At 72.2% G+C, this 16,228-nt stretch carries 17 protein-coding genes; 11 read left to right on the top strand and 6 right to left on the bottom strand.

Annotated features, from left to right (window positions below; genetic code table 11):
• Positions 1 to 151 precede the first annotated feature (151 nt).
• From OHT51_RS40320 to OHT51_RS40345, 6 genes are all read left to right on the top strand, one after another.
• Positions 152 to 802 carry a TetR/AcrR family transcriptional regulator gene (locus tag OHT51_RS40320; protein ID WP_328883866.1) on the top strand — a complete coding sequence of 217 codons (651 nt, stop codon included), beginning with the start codon at positions 152 to 154 and terminating at the stop codon, positions 800 to 802.
• A 581-nt stretch (positions 803 to 1,383) separates the two neighbouring features.
• The gene (locus tag OHT51_RS40325; RefSeq protein ID WP_443052749.1) at positions 1,384 to 2,055 is read left to right on the top strand and encodes a response regulator transcription factor; all 672 of its coding nucleotides are present in this window, start codon (positions 1,384 to 1,386) and stop codon (positions 2,053 to 2,055) included.
• A gap of 152 nt (positions 2,056 to 2,207) precedes the next feature.
• Entirely contained in the window at positions 2,208 to 3,440 is a 1,233-nt protein-coding gene (locus OHT51_RS40330; protein ID WP_328883867.1) for a cytochrome P450, read from the top strand.
• A 91-nt stretch (positions 3,441 to 3,531) separates the two neighbouring features.
• On the top strand, positions 3,532 to 3,726 hold the full coding sequence (locus tag OHT51_RS40335) for a ferredoxin (RefSeq protein WP_328883868.1): 195 nt from the start codon (positions 3,532 to 3,534) through the stop codon (positions 3,724 to 3,726).
• Positions 3,723 to 4,916 carry an NAD(P)/FAD-dependent oxidoreductase gene (locus tag OHT51_RS40340; protein WP_328883869.1) on the top strand — a complete coding sequence of 398 codons (1,194 nt, stop codon included), beginning with the start codon at positions 3,723 to 3,725 and terminating at the stop codon, positions 4,914 to 4,916. The genes OHT51_RS40335 and OHT51_RS40340 overlap by 4 nt, the downstream gene beginning before the upstream one ends.
• Before the next feature lie 33 nt (positions 4,917 to 4,949).
• Positions 4,950 to 5,471, top strand: a complete 522-nt coding sequence (locus tag OHT51_RS40345; RefSeq protein ID WP_328883870.1) for a MarR family winged helix-turn-helix transcriptional regulator — start codon at positions 4,950 to 4,952, stop codon at positions 5,469 to 5,471.
• Positions 5,472 to 5,490: 19 nt separating this feature from the next.
• Here OHT51_RS40345 and OHT51_RS40350 read toward each other — a convergent pair whose 3' ends face one another.
• Complete coding sequence (locus OHT51_RS40350; RefSeq protein ID WP_328884594.1) at positions 5,491 to 6,669, bottom strand: MFS transporter; 1,179 nt, start codon at positions 6,667 to 6,669, stop codon at positions 5,491 to 5,493.
• An 87-nt stretch (positions 6,670 to 6,756) separates the two neighbouring features.
• Between OHT51_RS40350 and OHT51_RS40355 the strand changes: the two genes are divergently transcribed.
• From OHT51_RS40355 to OHT51_RS40370, 4 genes are all read left to right on the top strand, one after another.
• A complete protein-coding gene (locus OHT51_RS40355; RefSeq protein ID WP_328883871.1) occupies positions 6,757 to 7,551 on the top strand; it encodes an AraC family transcriptional regulator in 795 nt (264 codons plus the stop codon).
• A gap of 77 nt (positions 7,552 to 7,628) precedes the next feature.
• Positions 7,629 to 8,009 (top strand): DoxX family protein, encoded by a 381-nt coding sequence (locus OHT51_RS40360; protein ID WP_328883872.1) that lies wholly within the window; start codon positions 7,629 to 7,631, stop codon positions 8,007 to 8,009.
• Complete coding sequence (locus OHT51_RS40365; RefSeq protein ID WP_328883873.1) at positions 8,006 to 8,464, top strand: peroxiredoxin; 459 nt, start codon at positions 8,006 to 8,008, stop codon at positions 8,462 to 8,464. The genes OHT51_RS40360 and OHT51_RS40365 overlap by 4 nt, the downstream gene beginning before the upstream one ends.
• A 108-nt stretch (positions 8,465 to 8,572) precedes the next feature.
• Positions 8,573 to 10,909 carry an ATP-binding SpoIIE family protein phosphatase gene (locus tag OHT51_RS40370; protein WP_328883874.1) on the top strand — a complete coding sequence of 779 codons (2,337 nt, stop codon included), beginning with the start codon at positions 8,573 to 8,575 and terminating at the stop codon, positions 10,907 to 10,909.
• On the opposite strand, the gene OHT51_RS40375 is transcribed toward OHT51_RS40370, so the two are convergent.
• The 3 genes from OHT51_RS40375 to OHT51_RS40385 all read right to left on the bottom strand — a co-directional run bounded on the left by OHT51_RS40375 (position 10,833) and on the right by OHT51_RS40385 (position 12,852).
• Positions 10,833 to 11,321, bottom strand: coding sequence for an ATP-dependent DNA ligase (locus OHT51_RS40375; RefSeq protein WP_328883875.1), 489 nt, complete (start codon positions 11,319 to 11,321; stop codon positions 10,833 to 10,835). The two genes, OHT51_RS40370 and OHT51_RS40375, sit on opposite strands and share 77 nt — an antisense overlap.
• Positions 11,322 to 11,324: 3 nt before the next feature.
• Positions 11,325 to 11,936: a DNA polymerase ligase N-terminal domain-containing protein gene (locus OHT51_RS40380; RefSeq protein ID WP_328883876.1), complete on the bottom strand. Its 612-nt coding sequence runs from the start codon at positions 11,934 to 11,936 to the stop codon at positions 11,325 to 11,327.
• A gap of 85 nt (positions 11,937 to 12,021) precedes the next feature.
• Entirely contained in the window at positions 12,022 to 12,852 is an 831-nt protein-coding gene (locus OHT51_RS40385) for an aldo/keto reductase (protein WP_328883877.1), read from the bottom strand.
• A 96-nt stretch (positions 12,853 to 12,948) separates the two neighbouring features.
• On the opposite strand from OHT51_RS40385, the gene OHT51_RS40390 reads away from it, so the two are divergent.
• Positions 12,949 to 14,013 (top strand): LacI family DNA-binding transcriptional regulator, encoded by a 1,065-nt coding sequence (locus tag OHT51_RS40390; protein ID WP_328884595.1) that lies wholly within the window; start codon positions 12,949 to 12,951, stop codon positions 14,011 to 14,013.
• Here the strand turns inward: OHT51_RS40390 and OHT51_RS40395 are convergent.
• Positions 13,976 to 15,376 (bottom strand): glycoside hydrolase family 32 protein, encoded by a 1,401-nt coding sequence (locus OHT51_RS40395; RefSeq protein WP_328883878.1) that lies wholly within the window; start codon positions 15,374 to 15,376, stop codon positions 13,976 to 13,978. The genes OHT51_RS40390 and OHT51_RS40395 overlap by 38 nt on opposite strands.
• Positions 15,373 to 16,227, bottom strand: a complete 855-nt coding sequence (locus OHT51_RS40400) for a carbohydrate ABC transporter permease (RefSeq protein WP_328883879.1) — start codon at positions 16,225 to 16,227, stop codon at positions 15,373 to 15,375. The genes OHT51_RS40395 and OHT51_RS40400 overlap by 4 nt, the downstream gene beginning before the upstream one ends.
• Position 16,228: the final 1 nt, after the last annotated feature.

Here is a 16,228-nt window from a genome sequence, read left to right on the forward strand (position 1 = left end):
GTCTTCGTCGTCACTGCCTTCGACGTCACCCGTCTTCGTCGTCACCGTCTTCTTTCAATCAAGTGACTTAGATTGTAGGTCTGTGATCCCGCGTGCGGCTCGAGGGACTGGCCGTCGCGGTGCTCTGCGAAGTCCCGGTGCGGTGGTGAACATGGCAGGCAGGACGCTGCGGGAGGAACAGGTCAGTGCGACCAGGGAGCTGCTCCTGACCGCGGCCGAGCGGCTCTTCGCCGAACACGGGGTCTACGCGGTGTCCAACCGTCAGGTCAGCGAGGCCGCGGGTCAGGGCAACAACACCGCGGTCGGGTACCACTTCGGCACCAAGGCCGACCTGGTCCGCGCCATCGTCCGCAAGCACGCCGCGCGCATCGAGGAGATCCGCGCCCGGCTGCTCGCCGACCTGGCGGACCCCGACGACGTGCGCGGCTGGGTGGACTGCCTGGTCCGCCCGGTGCTCGAACACCTCGCCGCACTCGGCAGCCCCACCTGGTACGCGCGGTTCTGCGCCCAGGTCGTCTGCGATCCGGCGCTGCACCGGATCATGGTCGAGGAGGCCCTCACCTCCCCGTCCCTCCAGACGATCATCCAGGGTCTCGAGCGGTGCCTGCCCGAGCTCCCGGCCGAGGTGAGCGCCGAACGCGGTGAGATGGTCCGCCATCTGATCGTCCACGTGGCCGCCGACCGCGAGCGCGCTCTCGCCGAGCACACCCCCACCCCACGCTCCAGCTGGGACGACGCCGCCACGGGCCTCACCGACGCGGTCGTCGGCATGTGGCTTGCACCCGTCACACCAGCCCGCTGACACCACCGCACCCGGAGCAGGACAAGGAGCACGACCGTGAAACCGACCTTCGGCCAAGACCTCCGGCGCGACGCCGGGCGAGGCGGACTACTCGACGCCGGGCGAGGCGGATTATGAGCTCTCGGCAGACGGCACAGCCCGAGGCCGGCGCCACGCAGGAGCCGCGCGCCTTCGAGAGGGGCGCCCTGGAGGCATCGGTCATCGCGCGGGGTGGCGCCCATGGGGTTGCGGGCTGCGTGTGCGGTGCAGTTCGGGAGGAGTCCGCTCGCGCTCACTGCGCTGGGTGGGAGGTGTGCACGACCGTGCCTGAGGGTGGCCTGGAGGCATCGGCCGTTGCGCGGGGCGCCGCCCATGAGGCGCCCGCGCCGCCCGCCCCCGCCCTGGCCGCATCTGCCTTCCCCCGGCGCGCCGGCGATGAGGCACCCACCCTCGCGCGCGGCGGCGCGGGGACATCCGCCTGTGGGCGAGCCGCCCCCGATGAGCCCCCCACCCTCGCGCCCACCCCCGCTCCGCAGCCACCCACTCCCACCAACGCACCCCCCGACAGCCGACTCGCCCTGGCCCGCGGTTCCGGTCAGCGCATTCTGGTCGTGACCGGCGACGCCGACCTCGCCGAACTGCTGTCGACCACCCTCGAGTTGGCCGGCTACCGGATCAGCCTCAGCGGCACCGGCGTCGACGCGCTGGCGTGGATTGCGAAGCGGCGATTCGATCTGGTCGTCTTCGACACCGACGTGCCGGACATGGGGCGATTCAGTCGGGAGCACCGGCCCCGGCTTCCGTACCGCCCGCCCGTCCTCCTCCTCAGCGGATGCGACCGCCTGCACCGGCTCGTGCCCGAACTCGGTCCGGGGGAGCGGGACTACGTCACCAAGCCCTTCCGGGTGGCCGAAGTCCTCGCCAGAATCCAGGTCTTGCTGCGGGGCACCCGGCCGGCCCCGGCAAGAGGTCATCCGCTGCAGTACGGGGACCTCGTGCTGGACGACGCGGTGTGCCGGGCGCGGCGCGGGACGCGGGCACTCGAACTCACGCCCGCGGAGTACCGGTTGCTGCGCCATCTCCTGGCCAACGCGCACCGGGTGCTGTCCAAGGAGCAGATCGGCCGCTACGTCTGGGGAGACCACCGCGGCGACAACGCGATCGAGCAACTCGTCTCACGGCTGCGCCGCAAGGTGGACCGGGATGCCCCGTCGCTGATCCACACGCGCCGGGGTTTCGGCTACTGGCTGGGCAGGGGCGAGAGCCGTACCTGAGGCCGGCGTCCTTGTGATCTGAGCCACGTCAGCCTGCTGTCAGGAAACTGACCGGGTCGCGTCAGACCCCTCTGTTTGCCTGTGCTCATCGAGGCCTCGACCCCTTCGCCCGGCGCTCCACCCCACCCGGAGCCCCACATCCGAGGAGAACCATGGCCGACATCCTGACCGACCCCGCGCCCGAAGCACCGGAGGCCGTCCCCGAGTTCCCGATGCCCCGGGAGTCCCGCTGCCCCTTCGACCCGCCGCCCACCCTCAAACAGCTCCAGGAACAGGGCCCGCTGACCAAGGTGCGGCTGTGGGACGGCAGTGAGCCGTGGCTCGTGACCCGGTACGCCGAGCAGCGGGCCCTGCTCGGCGACGCGCGCGTCAGCGCCGACACCGACAGCCCCGGCTATCCCACCAAGGCCAGCCCCGACGCCGGCGAGGGCAAGCTCAGCTTCATCATGATGGACGACCCCGAACACGCCCGGCTGCGCCGGATGGTGACGGCGCCGTTCGCGGTCAAGAAGGTCGAGGCGCTGCGGCCCGCCGTGCAGCGCATCGTGGACGGCCTGATCGACGACATGCTGGCCGGCCCGTCCCCGGTGGACCTGGTGGACGTGTTCGCGCTGCCGATCCCGTCGCTGGTCATCTGCGAGCTGCTGGGCGTGCCCTACGAGGAGCACGACTTCTTCCAGGAGCACACCAAGACCATGGTCCGTACGACCGCCACGCCCGAGGAACGGGGCAGGGCGAGCCGTGACGTCGCGGGCTATCTCGCCGGACTCCTCGGCAAGCGGCTCGCCGAGCCGAAGGGCGACCTGCTGTCGAGCATCGCCGGCCGCATCACCGCCGGTGAACTCACGCACCAGCAGGCGACCGAGATGGCCCTGCTCCTGCTGATCGCGGGTCACGAGACCACCGCGAACATGATCGCGCTCGGCACCCTGGCGCTGCTCCAGAACCCCGACCAGCTGGCCCTGCTGCGCGAGACCGACGACCCCAAGTTCGTCGCCGGGGCCGTCGAGGAACTCCTGCGCTACCTGCACATCACCCACCTCGGCCGGCGCCGAGCGGTGACCGAGGACATCGAGATCGGCGGCCAGATGATCAAGGCGGGCGAGGGCGTCATCATGGTCAACGAGATCGGCAACCGCGACCCCGAGGTCTTCACCGACCCCGACCGCCTCGACCTCACCCGCGACGCCCGCCGCCACGTCGCCTTCGGCTTCGGCGTCCACCAGTGCCTGGGCCAGCCGCTGGCCCGGATGGAACTCCAGGTCGTCTACGGCACGCTCTACAAGCGCATCCCGACACTGAAACTGGCGGCCCCGGTCGAGCACGTCCGCTTCAAGACCGACGCGTTCATCTACGGCGTCCACGCACTGCCCGTCTCCTGGTGACGGCTTCCCCTCACCCGCACGCGAACAAAACCTCGCACACGAACAAACCCCGTACACGAACAAAACCCCGTACGAAGAAGGGAATCCGGTCATGAAGGTGGAGCTGGAAGCCGACAGGTGTGTCGCGTCCGGACAGTGTGTACTCGCCGCGATGGACGTGTTCGACCAGGACGACGACGGCATCGCGATCCTGCTCGACGAGCAGCCCGCCGTCGAACACCTCGACGGCGTACGCGAGGCCGTCGCGATCTGCCCGGCCGCCGCCATCCGGCTGGTCGACCAGTGAGGCGCGTCGTCGTCGTGGGTGCCTCGGCCGCCGGACTCGCGGCGGCCGAGACGCTCCGCCGCGAGGGCCACGACGGCACGCTCACCCTGGTGGGCGACGAGCCGCTCGCCCCGTACGACCGCCCCCCGCTGTCCAAGCACCTGCTGGCCGGCGAGTGGGAGCCCGAGCGGCTGACGCTGCGCACTCCTGACGACCTGGCCGGTCTCGACCTCGACCTGCGCCTCGTGGTGGCCGCCACGGGCCTCCGACTCACCGACGGCACAGTGCAGTTGGCCGACGGTTCGACGGTGCCGTACGACGGCCTGATCGTGGCCACCGGGGTACGCCCGCGTCACCTGCCGGGGCAGGGCGGCCATGTGCTGCGCACGCTGGACGACGCCGTGAGGCTGCGGGACCGGCTGACCCCGGGCAGGCGACTCGTCGTGGTCGGCGCCGGGTTCCTCGGGGCCGAGGCGGCCGCCGTCGCCTGGCGGCTGGGCTGCGAGGTGACGCTCCTCGAACCCGCCCCGGTGCCGCTCGCCCACGCCGTCGGCACGCAGGTCGGCGAGCTGCTGACGCGGGCGCATCTGGAACGGGGCGTGGACCTGCGCTGCGGCGTCACCGTCACCGAGGTCACCGAGAGCGGCGTTCGACTCGCCGACGGTGAACTGGTAGACGCCGACGAGGTGTTGATCGCGGTCGGCTCGCTGCCCAACACCGACTGGCTCGACGGCAGCGGGCTCACCGTCGGCGACGGCGTGGTGTGCGACGAGTACTGCGCGGCCGCTCGCAACGTGTACGCCGCGGGCGACGTCGCCCGCTGGTACAACCCGCTGTTCGGCCGGTCGATGCGGATCGAGCACCGTACCAACGCCGCCGAGCAGGGGATGGCGGCCGCCCGCCACCTGCTCAACCCTGACGGACGCAAACCGTTCGCCCCTGTGCCGTACTTCTGGTCCGACCAGTACGACATGAAGATCCAGGCGTACGGCTTTCTGCGCGGCCACGACGAAGTGGCGATCGTGGACGGTGACCTGACGGAACGCCGGTTCGTCGCCGCCTACCGCACCGGCGACCGCGTGACCGGCGCGCTCGCGGTGGGTATGCCGCCCCGCGCGATCAGGCAGTGGCGACAGGCGATCGCGTCCGGCACGAACTGGCTGGAGGCGGTGGGCGGGCAGGTCGCGCGCGCCAGGGAAGCCGTAAATTAATTGAGTTACGCAATGAGATGGTAAAGTGGCCCCATGTCCACACCACCGCTCCCCGAACTCCCCGAGGCACCCGCGTCCCCCGAAGTGATCGAGATCGAGCGCGCGCTCACCCGCATCACCTATCTGAGCACGCGGGCCCGGCAGCACGACCGGCTCATGGCCCTGGCCGGCGTGCCGCTGGACCGGGCCGCCGTGGCGCTCCTGCGCCAGGTCGCCGACTCGGAGTCGCTGCGCCCCGGGGAGCTGGCCAACCGGCTCGGTGTGGAGGCCTCGCACGTGACACGCACGGTGCAGCAGCTGGAGAAGAGCGGCTACGTCACCAGGGTTCCGGACCCGCAGGACCGCCGCGCCCAGCGCATCGAGCTCACCGAGCCCGGCCGGCAGGCCATCGCCCGGGTCCGCGAGGCCGGCGCCCGCGGTATGCAGCTCGCCCTGTCCGACTGGACCCCCGACGAGCTGCGGCAGCTGGCCACCCTCTTCCATCGCATGGTCGACGACTTCCTCGCCCACGCCGTCGACGAGGACACCGAACAGCAGCCGGCCGGGACCGTCTGACCGGCCCGTCACCACCCTCTTACGCCGACGCGGCGCGGGGGCGGTGGTCGGGGGCATCGGACGCCGGGGCGGCATCGGGCCCGGCGTGTCCGGGCGAGGCAGGCTCCCGCAGCCCGCGCAGCAGCAGTCGTCCCAGCACGGGCAGCGCGATCAGCGGGACCAGCGCCGTCCGCAGCGAGGTGGCATCGGCCAGCATGCCGATCAAGGGAGCGGCGAGGCCACCCACGCTGACGGCCAGCCCCAGCGTCACTCCGCTCGCGGTGCCCACCCGGCGGGGCAGGTAGTCCTGGCCGAGCGTGACGTGCAGCGAGAACGGGACGTACAGGCCGGCCGACGTCAGGGCGACGAACAGATACACCGCCGGCCCGGGAACGAGCACCACCCCGGCCACCGCGAGCGCGGACAGCGCATAAGCGTGGCGTACGACCGTGATGCGCCCGTACCGCTCGGCGAGCCGGCCCCCGGCCACGGTGCCGACCGCGCCGCCCGCGTAGAGCACGCACAGTGCGGCCGTGCCGGCCACGTCCCCGCCGCCGGTGCGCTGACGGACGTACAGCGAGACGAACGCGCTCAGGCCGACGAACACGATCGAGCGGCACACGATGGCGCCGGACAGCCGCAGGAACGACGGCCAGTCGTCGGTGCCGACGCCTTCGGGCCTGGGCCCGGCCGCGCCTCGGTCCGCTGCCGTACGCACCGCCGCCACGCACAGCGCGGCACCCGCGGCGGCCGGTACGACCAGCAGCGGAGAGGCGCGCAGTCCGCCGGTGGCGATCACCGCCGCCACCAGCAGCGGTGCGAGGGCGAAGCCGACGTTGCCGCCGAGGGAGAACCAGCCCATCGCCGTATGACTGCCTCGCGAGGCGGCGCGGGCCGCGCGGGCCGCCTCCGGGTGGTAGGCGGCGACCCCGATCCCCGACACGGCGACCACGGCCAACGTGAGTGCGTAGGAACCCATGACGCCGCTCAGCGCGACACCCGCGCCGCCCAGCAGCGCGCTCAGCGGCAGCAGCCAGGGCATCGCCCACCGGTCGGTGAACGCCCCGAACAGCGGCTGCACCACCGACGACAGCAGGGACGCGGCGAGCACGACGCCCGAGGCGGCGGCGTAGCTGTAGGCGCGCTCGGCGACGAAGAACGGGACGAGGGCGGCGACTGCACCCTGGTACACGTCGACACAGGCATGGCCCAGGGACATCAGGGTGATCGCTCGGTTGCGTTTCTCGGTCACCCCGCGATCGTCGCCGCGCCCGGCAGTGGCCCGCTTCCGATAATCTGCCGAAGTATGTCGGACATCCGCCACACGCCGACCGCGCCGACCCGCGCCAAGGTCCTGGCCGCCGGGGAACGCATCAACGCGCACCGGCACGACGACCACCAGATCGTCTACGCGGGCTCCGGCGTCCTCGCCGTCACCACCGACGCCGGCACCTGGTTCGCCCCCGGCAACCGCGCCATCTGGGTCCCCGCCGGCACCGTGCACGCGCATCGCGCCCACGGCCGCCTCGACCTGTATCTGGTCGGCCTGCCCGCCGACGACAACCCTCCCCCGGACTCCGTCCGGGGGTACCCCCATCTCGCTTCGCTCGGCCTGGACGCCCCCACCGTGCTCGCCGTCAGCCCGCTCCTGCGCGAGCTGATCCTCGCCTACACCCGCGACCCCGCCGACGACAGCCCCGAGCGCCACCGCCTGCTCGCCGTCCTGCGCGATCAACTGCGTGCCTCGCCCCACCAGCCCCTGCGCCTGCCCACACCCGCGGATCCACGGCTCGCCGCGGTCTGCGCGCTCGTCCACGCCGACCCGGCCGACTCGCGCACCCTCGCCGCGCTCGGCGCCGCGACCGGGGCCGGCGAGCGCACCCTCAGCCGGCTCTTCCGTGCCGAATTCGGCATGACCTTCCCGCAGTGGCGCACCCAGTCGCGCCTCTACCACGCGCTGCGGCTGCTCGCCGAGGACATTCCCGTCACCGCCGTCGCCCACCGCTGCGGATGGTCCTCCGCCAGCGCCTTCATCGACGTCTTCCACCGCTCCTTCGGACACACGCCGGGAGCGCACAACCGCCGCACGGAACAGGGCTGATGACCGGTCAGGGGCGGGTGTCGGGCCTTGCCCTACCCTCCGGTAGCATCCGGCGGCAGGCCATCCAAGGAGGATCCGTGCCCCGGTCCGAACGCTCACCCCTGCTGCTCGCCGGCCTGCTGGCCACCTCGGGGGTCGCCCACTTCGCCGTCCCACGCCAGTTCGACGCGGTCGTGCCGCGCGCCCTGCCGGGAAAGCCCCGGACCTGGACGTACGCCAGCGGTGTCGCCGAGCTCGCGCTCGCGGCCGGGGTGGCGCTGCCGCGCACCCGCAAGGTCGCCGCACTGGCAGCCGCCGGCTTCTTCGTCGGCGTGTTTCCCGCGAACGTGAAGATGGCCGTCGACTGGCGGCACCGCCCCACCCCGCAGAAGGCTGCGGCCATCGGCCGGCTGCCGCTGCAGATCCCCCTCGTGCTGTGGGCCCGAGGCGTCGCGAAGAACACGGAGGGACGGGCATGAGCGCACAGCTGAAGGTCGGCGACAAGGTCGAGGACTTCACGCTGCCGGACGAGACCGGCACCACCCGCAGCCTCACCGAACTGCTCACCGAGGGACCGGTGGTGCTCTTCTTCTACCCCGCCGCCCTCACCCCCGGCTGCACCGCGGAGGCCTGTCACTTCCGTGATCTCGCCGCCGAGTTCGCCGCCGCCGGCGCACGTCCCGTGGGCATCAGCGGCGACGCGGTCGAACGCCAGCAGGAGTTCGCCGACCGGCACACGCTCGGCATGACCCTGCTGTCCGACGCCGACGGGAAGATCCGGGACCGGTTCGGTGTGACCCGCGGCTTTTCCCTGGCCCCGACCAAACGGGTCACCTTCGTCATCGCCCAGGACCACACCGTCCTGGAGGTCGTCCGCAGCGAACTGCGGATGAACACCCACGCCGACCGGGCCCTCGCCGCGCTGCGCAAGTGACCCGACGGCCGCCCGGGGCGCGGCGGCAGCGTGCCCCAGGGCGTGACGGGCGGTAACGGCTGGGCGTCGCGGTTGATGCGGTACGGCCGAGGACTCATGCTGGACCACATGGAGCGCGTCTCCGCTGCGGTGATCCTCGATGCCCAGGGTGTGGTCAAGGGGTGGAGCGAAGGTGCCCTGCGGCTGACCGGGCGCACGGCTGAGGAGGTCGTAGGACGGCCCGCGCGCGAACTGCTCGCCGAGGAACCGCCGCCCGCGGCCGTCGCGGCTCTGGCCGGCACCGTCGTGCTGCGCCACCGGGACGGCTCGCACGTACTCCTGGCGCTGCGGGCGCACAGCATGCTGGGCGAGGACGGCGCCCCCGACGGCTACATGGTCGTCGGTGAACCCGCCGAAGCGCCCGAGCCCACCCTCACCGAGCGGGCCTTCCAGCAGGCCTCGATGTCGATGTCCGTCTTCGACACCCGGCAGCGCTACCTGCGGCTCAACGATGTCGCCTGCCAGGTGATGGGCGTGCCCGAAGAGGTCCTGATCGGCCGGCCCTTCCCGGAGACCGTGGAGGAGGCGGAGCACAGCCGCGGCTTCCACTGGCATCTTCGGCAGGTCGCCGAGACGGGCCGGCCCGTCCGCTACGAGAGCTTCACGGGAGCCCCGGCCCTGAACCGGGAGCACGCCTGGAGCATCCAGATGTGGCCCGTACGGGACACCTCCGGCGACGTCGTGGCCACGGCCCTGGCGGCGTTCGACAGCTCCGACCAGTACTGGGCGCGGGAGCGGCTGGCCCTGCTGAACGAGGCGGCGGCGGCCATCGGCACGACCCTGGACGTGGTGCGCACCGCCGAGGAACTGATCGGGATCATGGTGCCCCGGTTCGCCGACTTCGCCAGCGTCGACCTGTTCGACTGGGTCATGGGATCGGAGGAGCCCCCGGCCCTGGCCGGCACCGACGTCGCCCTGCGCCGCGTCGCCCACGGCTCCGGCACCGAGGGCACCCCGGAAGCGGCCGTGCACCTGGGAGGGGTGGACCACTACCCGCCCTTCTCGCCACCGGCGCGGGCCATCCTCGACGGCGGCGTGACCCAGAGTCAGGCGGGCGAGCCGGCGTTCATGCGGTGGATCGAGGAACGCAACGCCCGCGCTCCGTCCGGCCGGCGCCACCGCGTGGGCGCCCACTCGATGATGGCCGTGCCGCTGCGGGCCCGTGGCACCACACTCGGCGTCGCGGTCGCCGTGCGCATCCGGCAGTCGGACGACTACGGAGCGGACGACGCCGTGTTCGCCGAGGAACTCGCCAGCCGCGCGGCCGTCTGCATCGACAACGCCCGCCGCTTCGCCCGGGAGCGCACCACGGCACTCGCCCTGCAGCACAACCTGCTGCCCCGGGGACTGCCCGGACAGGCGGCCGTCGAGGTGGCGCACCGCTATCGGCCGTCCGGATCGCAGGCCGGCATCGGCGGCGACTGGTTCGACGTGATCCCGCTGTCCGGTGGCCGCGTCGCCCTCGTCGTCGGTGACGTCGTCGGACACGGCATTCCGTCGTCGGCCACCATGGGCCGCCTGTGCACGGCCGTACGCACCCTCGCCGACGTGGACCTGCCGCCCGACGAACTCCTCACCCACCTCGACGACCTGGTCACCCACCTCGCGGGCGACGACAGCGACGAGGTCGCCGAACTGGGCGCGACCTGCCTCTACGCCGTCTACGACCCCGTGAGCCGCTGCCTCGGCCTCGCCGCCGCGGGCCATCCGCCACCGGCCCTCGTGCTGCCCGACGGCACCACCCGGATCGTGGAGATGAGCGCGGGACCCCCGCTCGGCGTCGGCGGGCTGCCTTTCGAGGCCGTGGAGGTGGAACTGCCCGAGGGGTCCCTGGTCGCCCTGTACACGGACGGTCTCATCGAGGACCGCGACCGCGACATCGACCACGCCACCGTCGAACTGTGCCGCGCGCTGACCGCGCCCGCCGAGAGCCTGGACGCCCTGTGCGACACGGTCCTCAAGGCCGTCCTCCCGGAGGACCCCAGCGACGACGTGGCCCTGCTGCTGGCCCGCACCCGGGCCCTGGGCGCGGACCGCATCGCCACCTGGGACGTCCTGCCGGACCCCGAATACGTGGCGAGAACCCGGCAGGCCGCGACCGACCAGCTGACCGCGTGGGGCCTCGACGAGGCGGCCTTCGTCACCGAACTCGTCGTCAGCGAACTCGTCACCAACGCGATCCGGTACGGCGCACCGCCCATCCAACTGCGCCTGATCCGCGACCGCACCCTCATCTGCGAAGTCTCCGACGGCAGTTCCACCTCCCCGCACCTGCGCCGGGCCCACGCCTACGACGAGGGCGGACGCGGACTGCTCCTCGTCGCCCAGCTCACCCAGCGCTGGGGCAGCCGGCAGACAGGCAGCGGCAAGACGATCTGGGCAGAACAGCCGCTGCCACCGGTGTGATCCCCCGAACCGGTGTGATCGTCACGGCGACACCGCTCGCCTCGATGTCCTGCCGCCGGGTCAGGCCCATGGGCTGCTGGAGTCGGGCGAAGTCGGTCCGGCCCCGGGAGAACGCGACCATCTCCCCGTCGACCGAGAAGTCCGAACAGCCCTGCCCGCCCAGCGCGTCCACGACCTCCGGATACGTGTCGTCGAGCCGGCGGCCGGTGCGGGAGGGCAGCGAGATCCGGTCGCCCGCACGCACCGCCAGCACCCGGACCCCGTCCAGTTTCCGTTCGAAGAGCCACTCCTCGCCGGAGAAGTCCCGCCGATCGCTGAGCGTGGCAACCGCGGCCAGGTCAGCTCCCCGGAGCGCCACGCTCAGCAGCCGACGCTGCTCGGCGGGGAGCGAGTCCAGGAGACCGGTCGCCACCGCTCACCCCGCGTCGCCCTCGGCGGCGACCTGGCCGAGCGTACGGCCGGTCCGCACCGAACGCGCCCGGTGCGGGTCGGGCTTGCCGTGCCCGCGCGTCCGTCCCTTACCGGCCTTCACCAGCAGCCACGCCTCACGGTCACCGTCCTCCCCGCTGCGGAACCGGGTGAGGGCGTACTCGCCGTGCAGCTTCGAGCCGCTCAGCCGGAAGGTGGCATGGCCGCGCTCGAGCGACTCGCCGAAGTCGACCGGCCGCCCCTTGCGGTCATGGCTGAGCGGCTCATACGTCCCGTTGTCCCAGACGATCACCGTGCCGCCGCCGTACTCGCCCTTCGCGATCACGCCCTCGAAGTCCTCGTACTCCAGCGGATGATCCTCGGTGGGCATGGCGAGCCGCTTGTCATGGGGGTCGTCGGAGGGCCCCTTGGGGACCGACCAGGACTTCAGTACGTCGTCCACCTGCAGCCGGAAGTCGAAGTGCAGGGTGCTCGCGTCATGGATCTGCACCACGAAACGCGGCTGAGTACCGGAGGCCGTCGAGCGGCCCTCGGGTTCACGGGTCCGCCCGAAGTCACGCTTGCCGCGATAGTCGCGCAGCCGGTCCTTCTCACCCACGGTCGCCTCCTTCCCGAGCGCCGCGCCCCGAGTACCCCGCGCAGTGTCCCCGACGCCCGCCGGGGACACGGTCGGCCACGCCCGCTCAGAACTCCTCGTGCACCTCGGGGTCGCCGCCGAGGCGCCGCTGGGCGCGGTCGGTGAGGGCGGCCATTCGGGTGTCGTCCAGGGTGAACCCGAAGATGTCGAGGTTCTCGCGCTGCCGCTCGGGGCTCGCCGACTTCGGGATGGGCAGGGCGCCCAGCTGGGTGTGCCAGCGCAGGACGACCTGCCCGGGAGTCACCCCGAGGCCGTCGGCGATGCCCTGCACGACCGGGTCCTCCAGGAGGCTGGAGCCGCGGCCCAGCGGGCTCCAGCTCTCGGTGACGATGCCCTTCCCGGAGTGGAAGGCGCGCAGCTCGTCCTGCGGGAACATCGGATGCAGCTCGATCTGGTTGACGGAGGGCAGGACCCCGGTCTCCTTCTCCAGCCGGTCGATGTGTGCGGGCGTGAAGTTGGAGACCCCAATCGACCGGACGATGCCGTCCTCGCGCAGCTTGATCATGGCCTTCCAGGAGTCGACGTACTTGTCGACACGGGGGAGCGGCCAGTGGATGAGGTAGAGGTCCACGTAGTCCAGGCCGAGGCGGGCACGTGACTCCTCGAAGGAGGCGAGGGTCTCCTCGTAGCCGTGATGCCGGCCGGGGAGCTTGGTCGTCACGACGATCTCCTCGCGGGGCACGCCGCTGCCCGCTACGCCACGGCCGACGCCGGTCTCGTTGCGGTAGTTCGTCGCCGTGTCCACCAGGCGGTACCCCACGTCCAGGGCGCCGCGAACCGCCTCCTCGGCCTGTGCGTCGTCCATCGGCCAGGTGCCGAGACCGAGGGCGGGGAGAGTCGTACCGTCGTTGAGCGTGTGGGTCGGGATGCTGATCACTTCCGGACCTTCCCTTGACTGTGTCGTGCATCCAGCGTCACGGATAGGGTGAGCCGTGATCAACCGGAACGGCGGGGGACGAGGGCAGCGGACGGCATGGGCGGCATGGAGGAGAAGCAGCCGACGGGTTCGGCACGTCCGACGTCACGGGACGTCGCCCGGCTCGCCGGGGTGTCGCACACGGCGGTCTCCTTCGTCTTCAACGGCCGCGCCGAGGGCAACCTCTCGCCCGCCACGCAGGAACGCATCCGGCAGGCGGCCACCCAGCTCGGCTACCGCCCCGACCCCGTCGCCCGCGGCCTGCGCCGCCGTCGGACGGCCGTGATCGGGCTGGTCACCGACGAGATCGCCTCCTCGCCCTTCGCCGGCCGGCTGCTGCGCGGCGCCATGGAGACCGCCTGGGGCAGCGAGCACCTCGTGCTGACCATCGACTCCGGCGGCGATGCCGCCAAGGAGGACGCCGCCGTCGCCGAACTCCTCGACCGACGCGTGGACGGCATCATCTACGCGGCCATGTCCCTGCGTCGCGTCCGCGTCCCCGAGGGCCTGCACCGCACCCACTCCGTCCTCGCCAACTGCCTGCCCGAGGACGACTCCCTGCCCGCGGTCATCCCCGCCGAGCGCGCCGGCGGCCGTACGGCGGCGCGGCTGCTGCTGGACGAGGGGCACCGCAGGGTCGCCATGGTGGGCGGGCAGGACGACATCGCCTCCGTCGACCGGCTGCGCGGCTTCCGGGACGCACTGCGCGCCGAGGGGATCACCGTCCCCAAGGAGTGGGTCGTGCGCACCGGCGGCGAGATCACCGGCGGGTACGAGGGCGCGCTGCGCGTCCTCGACGGCGTCCCCGCCGACCAGCGTCCCACCGGGTTCTTCTGCTACAACGACCGGGTCGCGGCGGGCGCCCTGCACGCCGCGACCCGGCTCGGCATCGCCGTCCCCGGCGAGCTGTCGGTGGTCGGCTACGACGACCAGGAACACATGGCCGAGTTCCTCACCCCGCCCCTCACCACCGTCGCGCTGCCCCACCGGGCGATGGGCGATGCCGCCGCACGGCTGGTCCTCGACGCCATCGACACCGGCAGGACGCCGCCCGCGACGGTGCGGCGCCTGGCCTGCCCGGTGATCAGTCGCGCGTCGGTGGGACCAGCTCCCAGCCGGTGACCGCGATCGAAGCGCCCGTCACCACGAGTTCGGCCACGTCGTCCGGTCGCCGGTAGATCCGCTCGGTGACCGTCGCCCGGTCGCCGACGAACAGCTCGAACAGCGAACCGTCGACGAGGATCCGCACCTCGCCGGCCGGGGCCCGCACCACGATCGGCCCCGATCCCTCGCGTCCTGTCCGTGGCCAGTCGCCGCGGTCGAGCGTCACGGTGCCGTCGTCCGGGTCCACAACGACCGTCAGCTCGGCGCCCGAGGCGGACCGGAGCAGGCCGACGGTGGTGCGGCCGGACGCGGCGACGGTCAGGTCGTACGCCTCCGGCAGCGCGGTCCGACGGTCCGCCGACGTGGCGAACGGCTCGGCCGCACGCAGCAGTTCGAGCTCCGGCGCCGGTACGACCCGCAGGGTCCCGTCCGGATGCACGTCCACGACCCTCGGCGCGGTCAGGACTCCGGCCCAGCCCACGCGATCGACCTCGCCCTGCTCGCGGGCCTCCCACGACCAGCCCCACATCAACGCCCGGTCCGGCTCCTGGAGTACGGCAGGGGCGTAGAAGTCCCTCCCATGGTCGAGGCGCCCGCCGGTGCGGGCCGCGAAGCGCAACTCGGCCTTGCCGTACGGCTCGAGACGGCCCGTCAGATAGCCCGTGGTGCAGGGGCTTCCGTCCCACAGCGACAGCACCAGCACCCAGTCGCCGCCCGCCGTCGAGTACAGCTGCGGGCACTCCCAGCCCACCGCCCCGTCCCCGAAGGCATCCGCCGCGACCGGGTCGTTGCCGTCCAGGAACACCCCCGCGAACCGCCAGTCCGCCAGGTCGTCACAGTCGTACAGCAGCACCGACGGCGTCCCGTCGGCGTGCCCCGCCCCGACCAGAGCCCAACGGCGTCCGCCGCTCCTGAACACGAACGGGTCGCGGAACATCACCACGTCGAGGCCGGCGGGCGGGCCGGTCACGACCGGTGTCGGCAGCGGCTTCCAGTCGGTGAGCGTCTCGTCCTCCGGGACCACCGCCCGCGCCAGGCAGATCGAGCCGAGGCCGGCGTGGTGGCGGTCGACGCCCGTGTACACCGCGGTCGGTGTGCCGTCGTCGTCGACCATGCACCCGGACCAGCAGCCCGCCTCGTCCGGGCCGCCGGGCGTCGGGGTGAGCGCCATCGGATGGTGCTCCCACCGGACCAGGTCGGCACTGGACACGTGTCCCCAGTGGACGTTCGAGTGCACGGGGGCGGTGGGATTGTGCTGGTAGAAGAGGTGATGGCGGCCCCGCCAACGGAAGGGCCCGTTGGGGTCGTTGATCCAGTTGGCGGGGGGACGCACCCGGAAGCGCGGGGCGCTGGGGTCCGGGGACTGAGCGGTGAGGCTCAACGGTTGACTCCTGCGGACGTGATGCCCTCACGCAGAGGGCGCTGACCGACGACGAACACGGCGACGGCGGGGATCATGGAGAGGACGACCCCGGCGAGCACCACGGAGATGGAGCCGGTGCCCAGGTTGCCCTGGAGGGAGACGAGACCCAGCGGCAGCGTGTAGTTCTGGCCGGAGGTCTCCAGGATCAGCGGGCGGAAGAACTCGTTCCAGTGGTAGTTGAAGGCCAGCACCCCGACGATCGCGAGACCGGGCGCGGCCAGCGGCGCGTACACGGACCGGAAGATCCGCCACGGCCCGCAGCCGTCCAGCATCGCCGCCTCGCCCAGGTCCTTGGGCATGCCCAGGAAGTACTGGCGCATCAGGAAGGTGCCGAACGCGGTCGGGAAGGCCGGGATGATCAGACCGAGCAGGGTGTCGGTGAGCCCCATCGACTTCAGCACCAGGAACACCGGCACGATCGTGACCTGCAACGGCACCATCATGGTCGCGAGGACCAGCCCGAACAGCGGCTTCTTGAACCGGAACTCGAGACGCGCGAAGGCATAACCGGCCAGTCCCGCCGTGATCATCTGGCCCACCGCGATCAGCGCGGTCACCAGCGTCGAGTTCAGGGCGAGCAGCCATACGTCGATCTGGTCGAAGACCCCGCGGTACGCCTCGACGGACGGGTCCGTCGGGATGATCCGAGGCGGCAGGTCGAAGGCCTCGGCCGGGGTGCGCAGTGAGGTGGAGACGGTCCACAGGACCGGGCCCAGGGTCAGCAGCGCGCACACCGCCAGCGCGGCGATCCGGGCCCACGGCGCGAGCGAGTGCCGGGTTCGGCTCAGGGACAGGGTTGCTTGGCTCATC

This window comes from Streptomyces sp. NBC_00299, assembly GCF_036173045.1.
GTDB lineage: Bacteria > Actinomycetota > Actinomycetes > Streptomycetales > Streptomycetaceae > Streptomyces > Streptomyces machairae.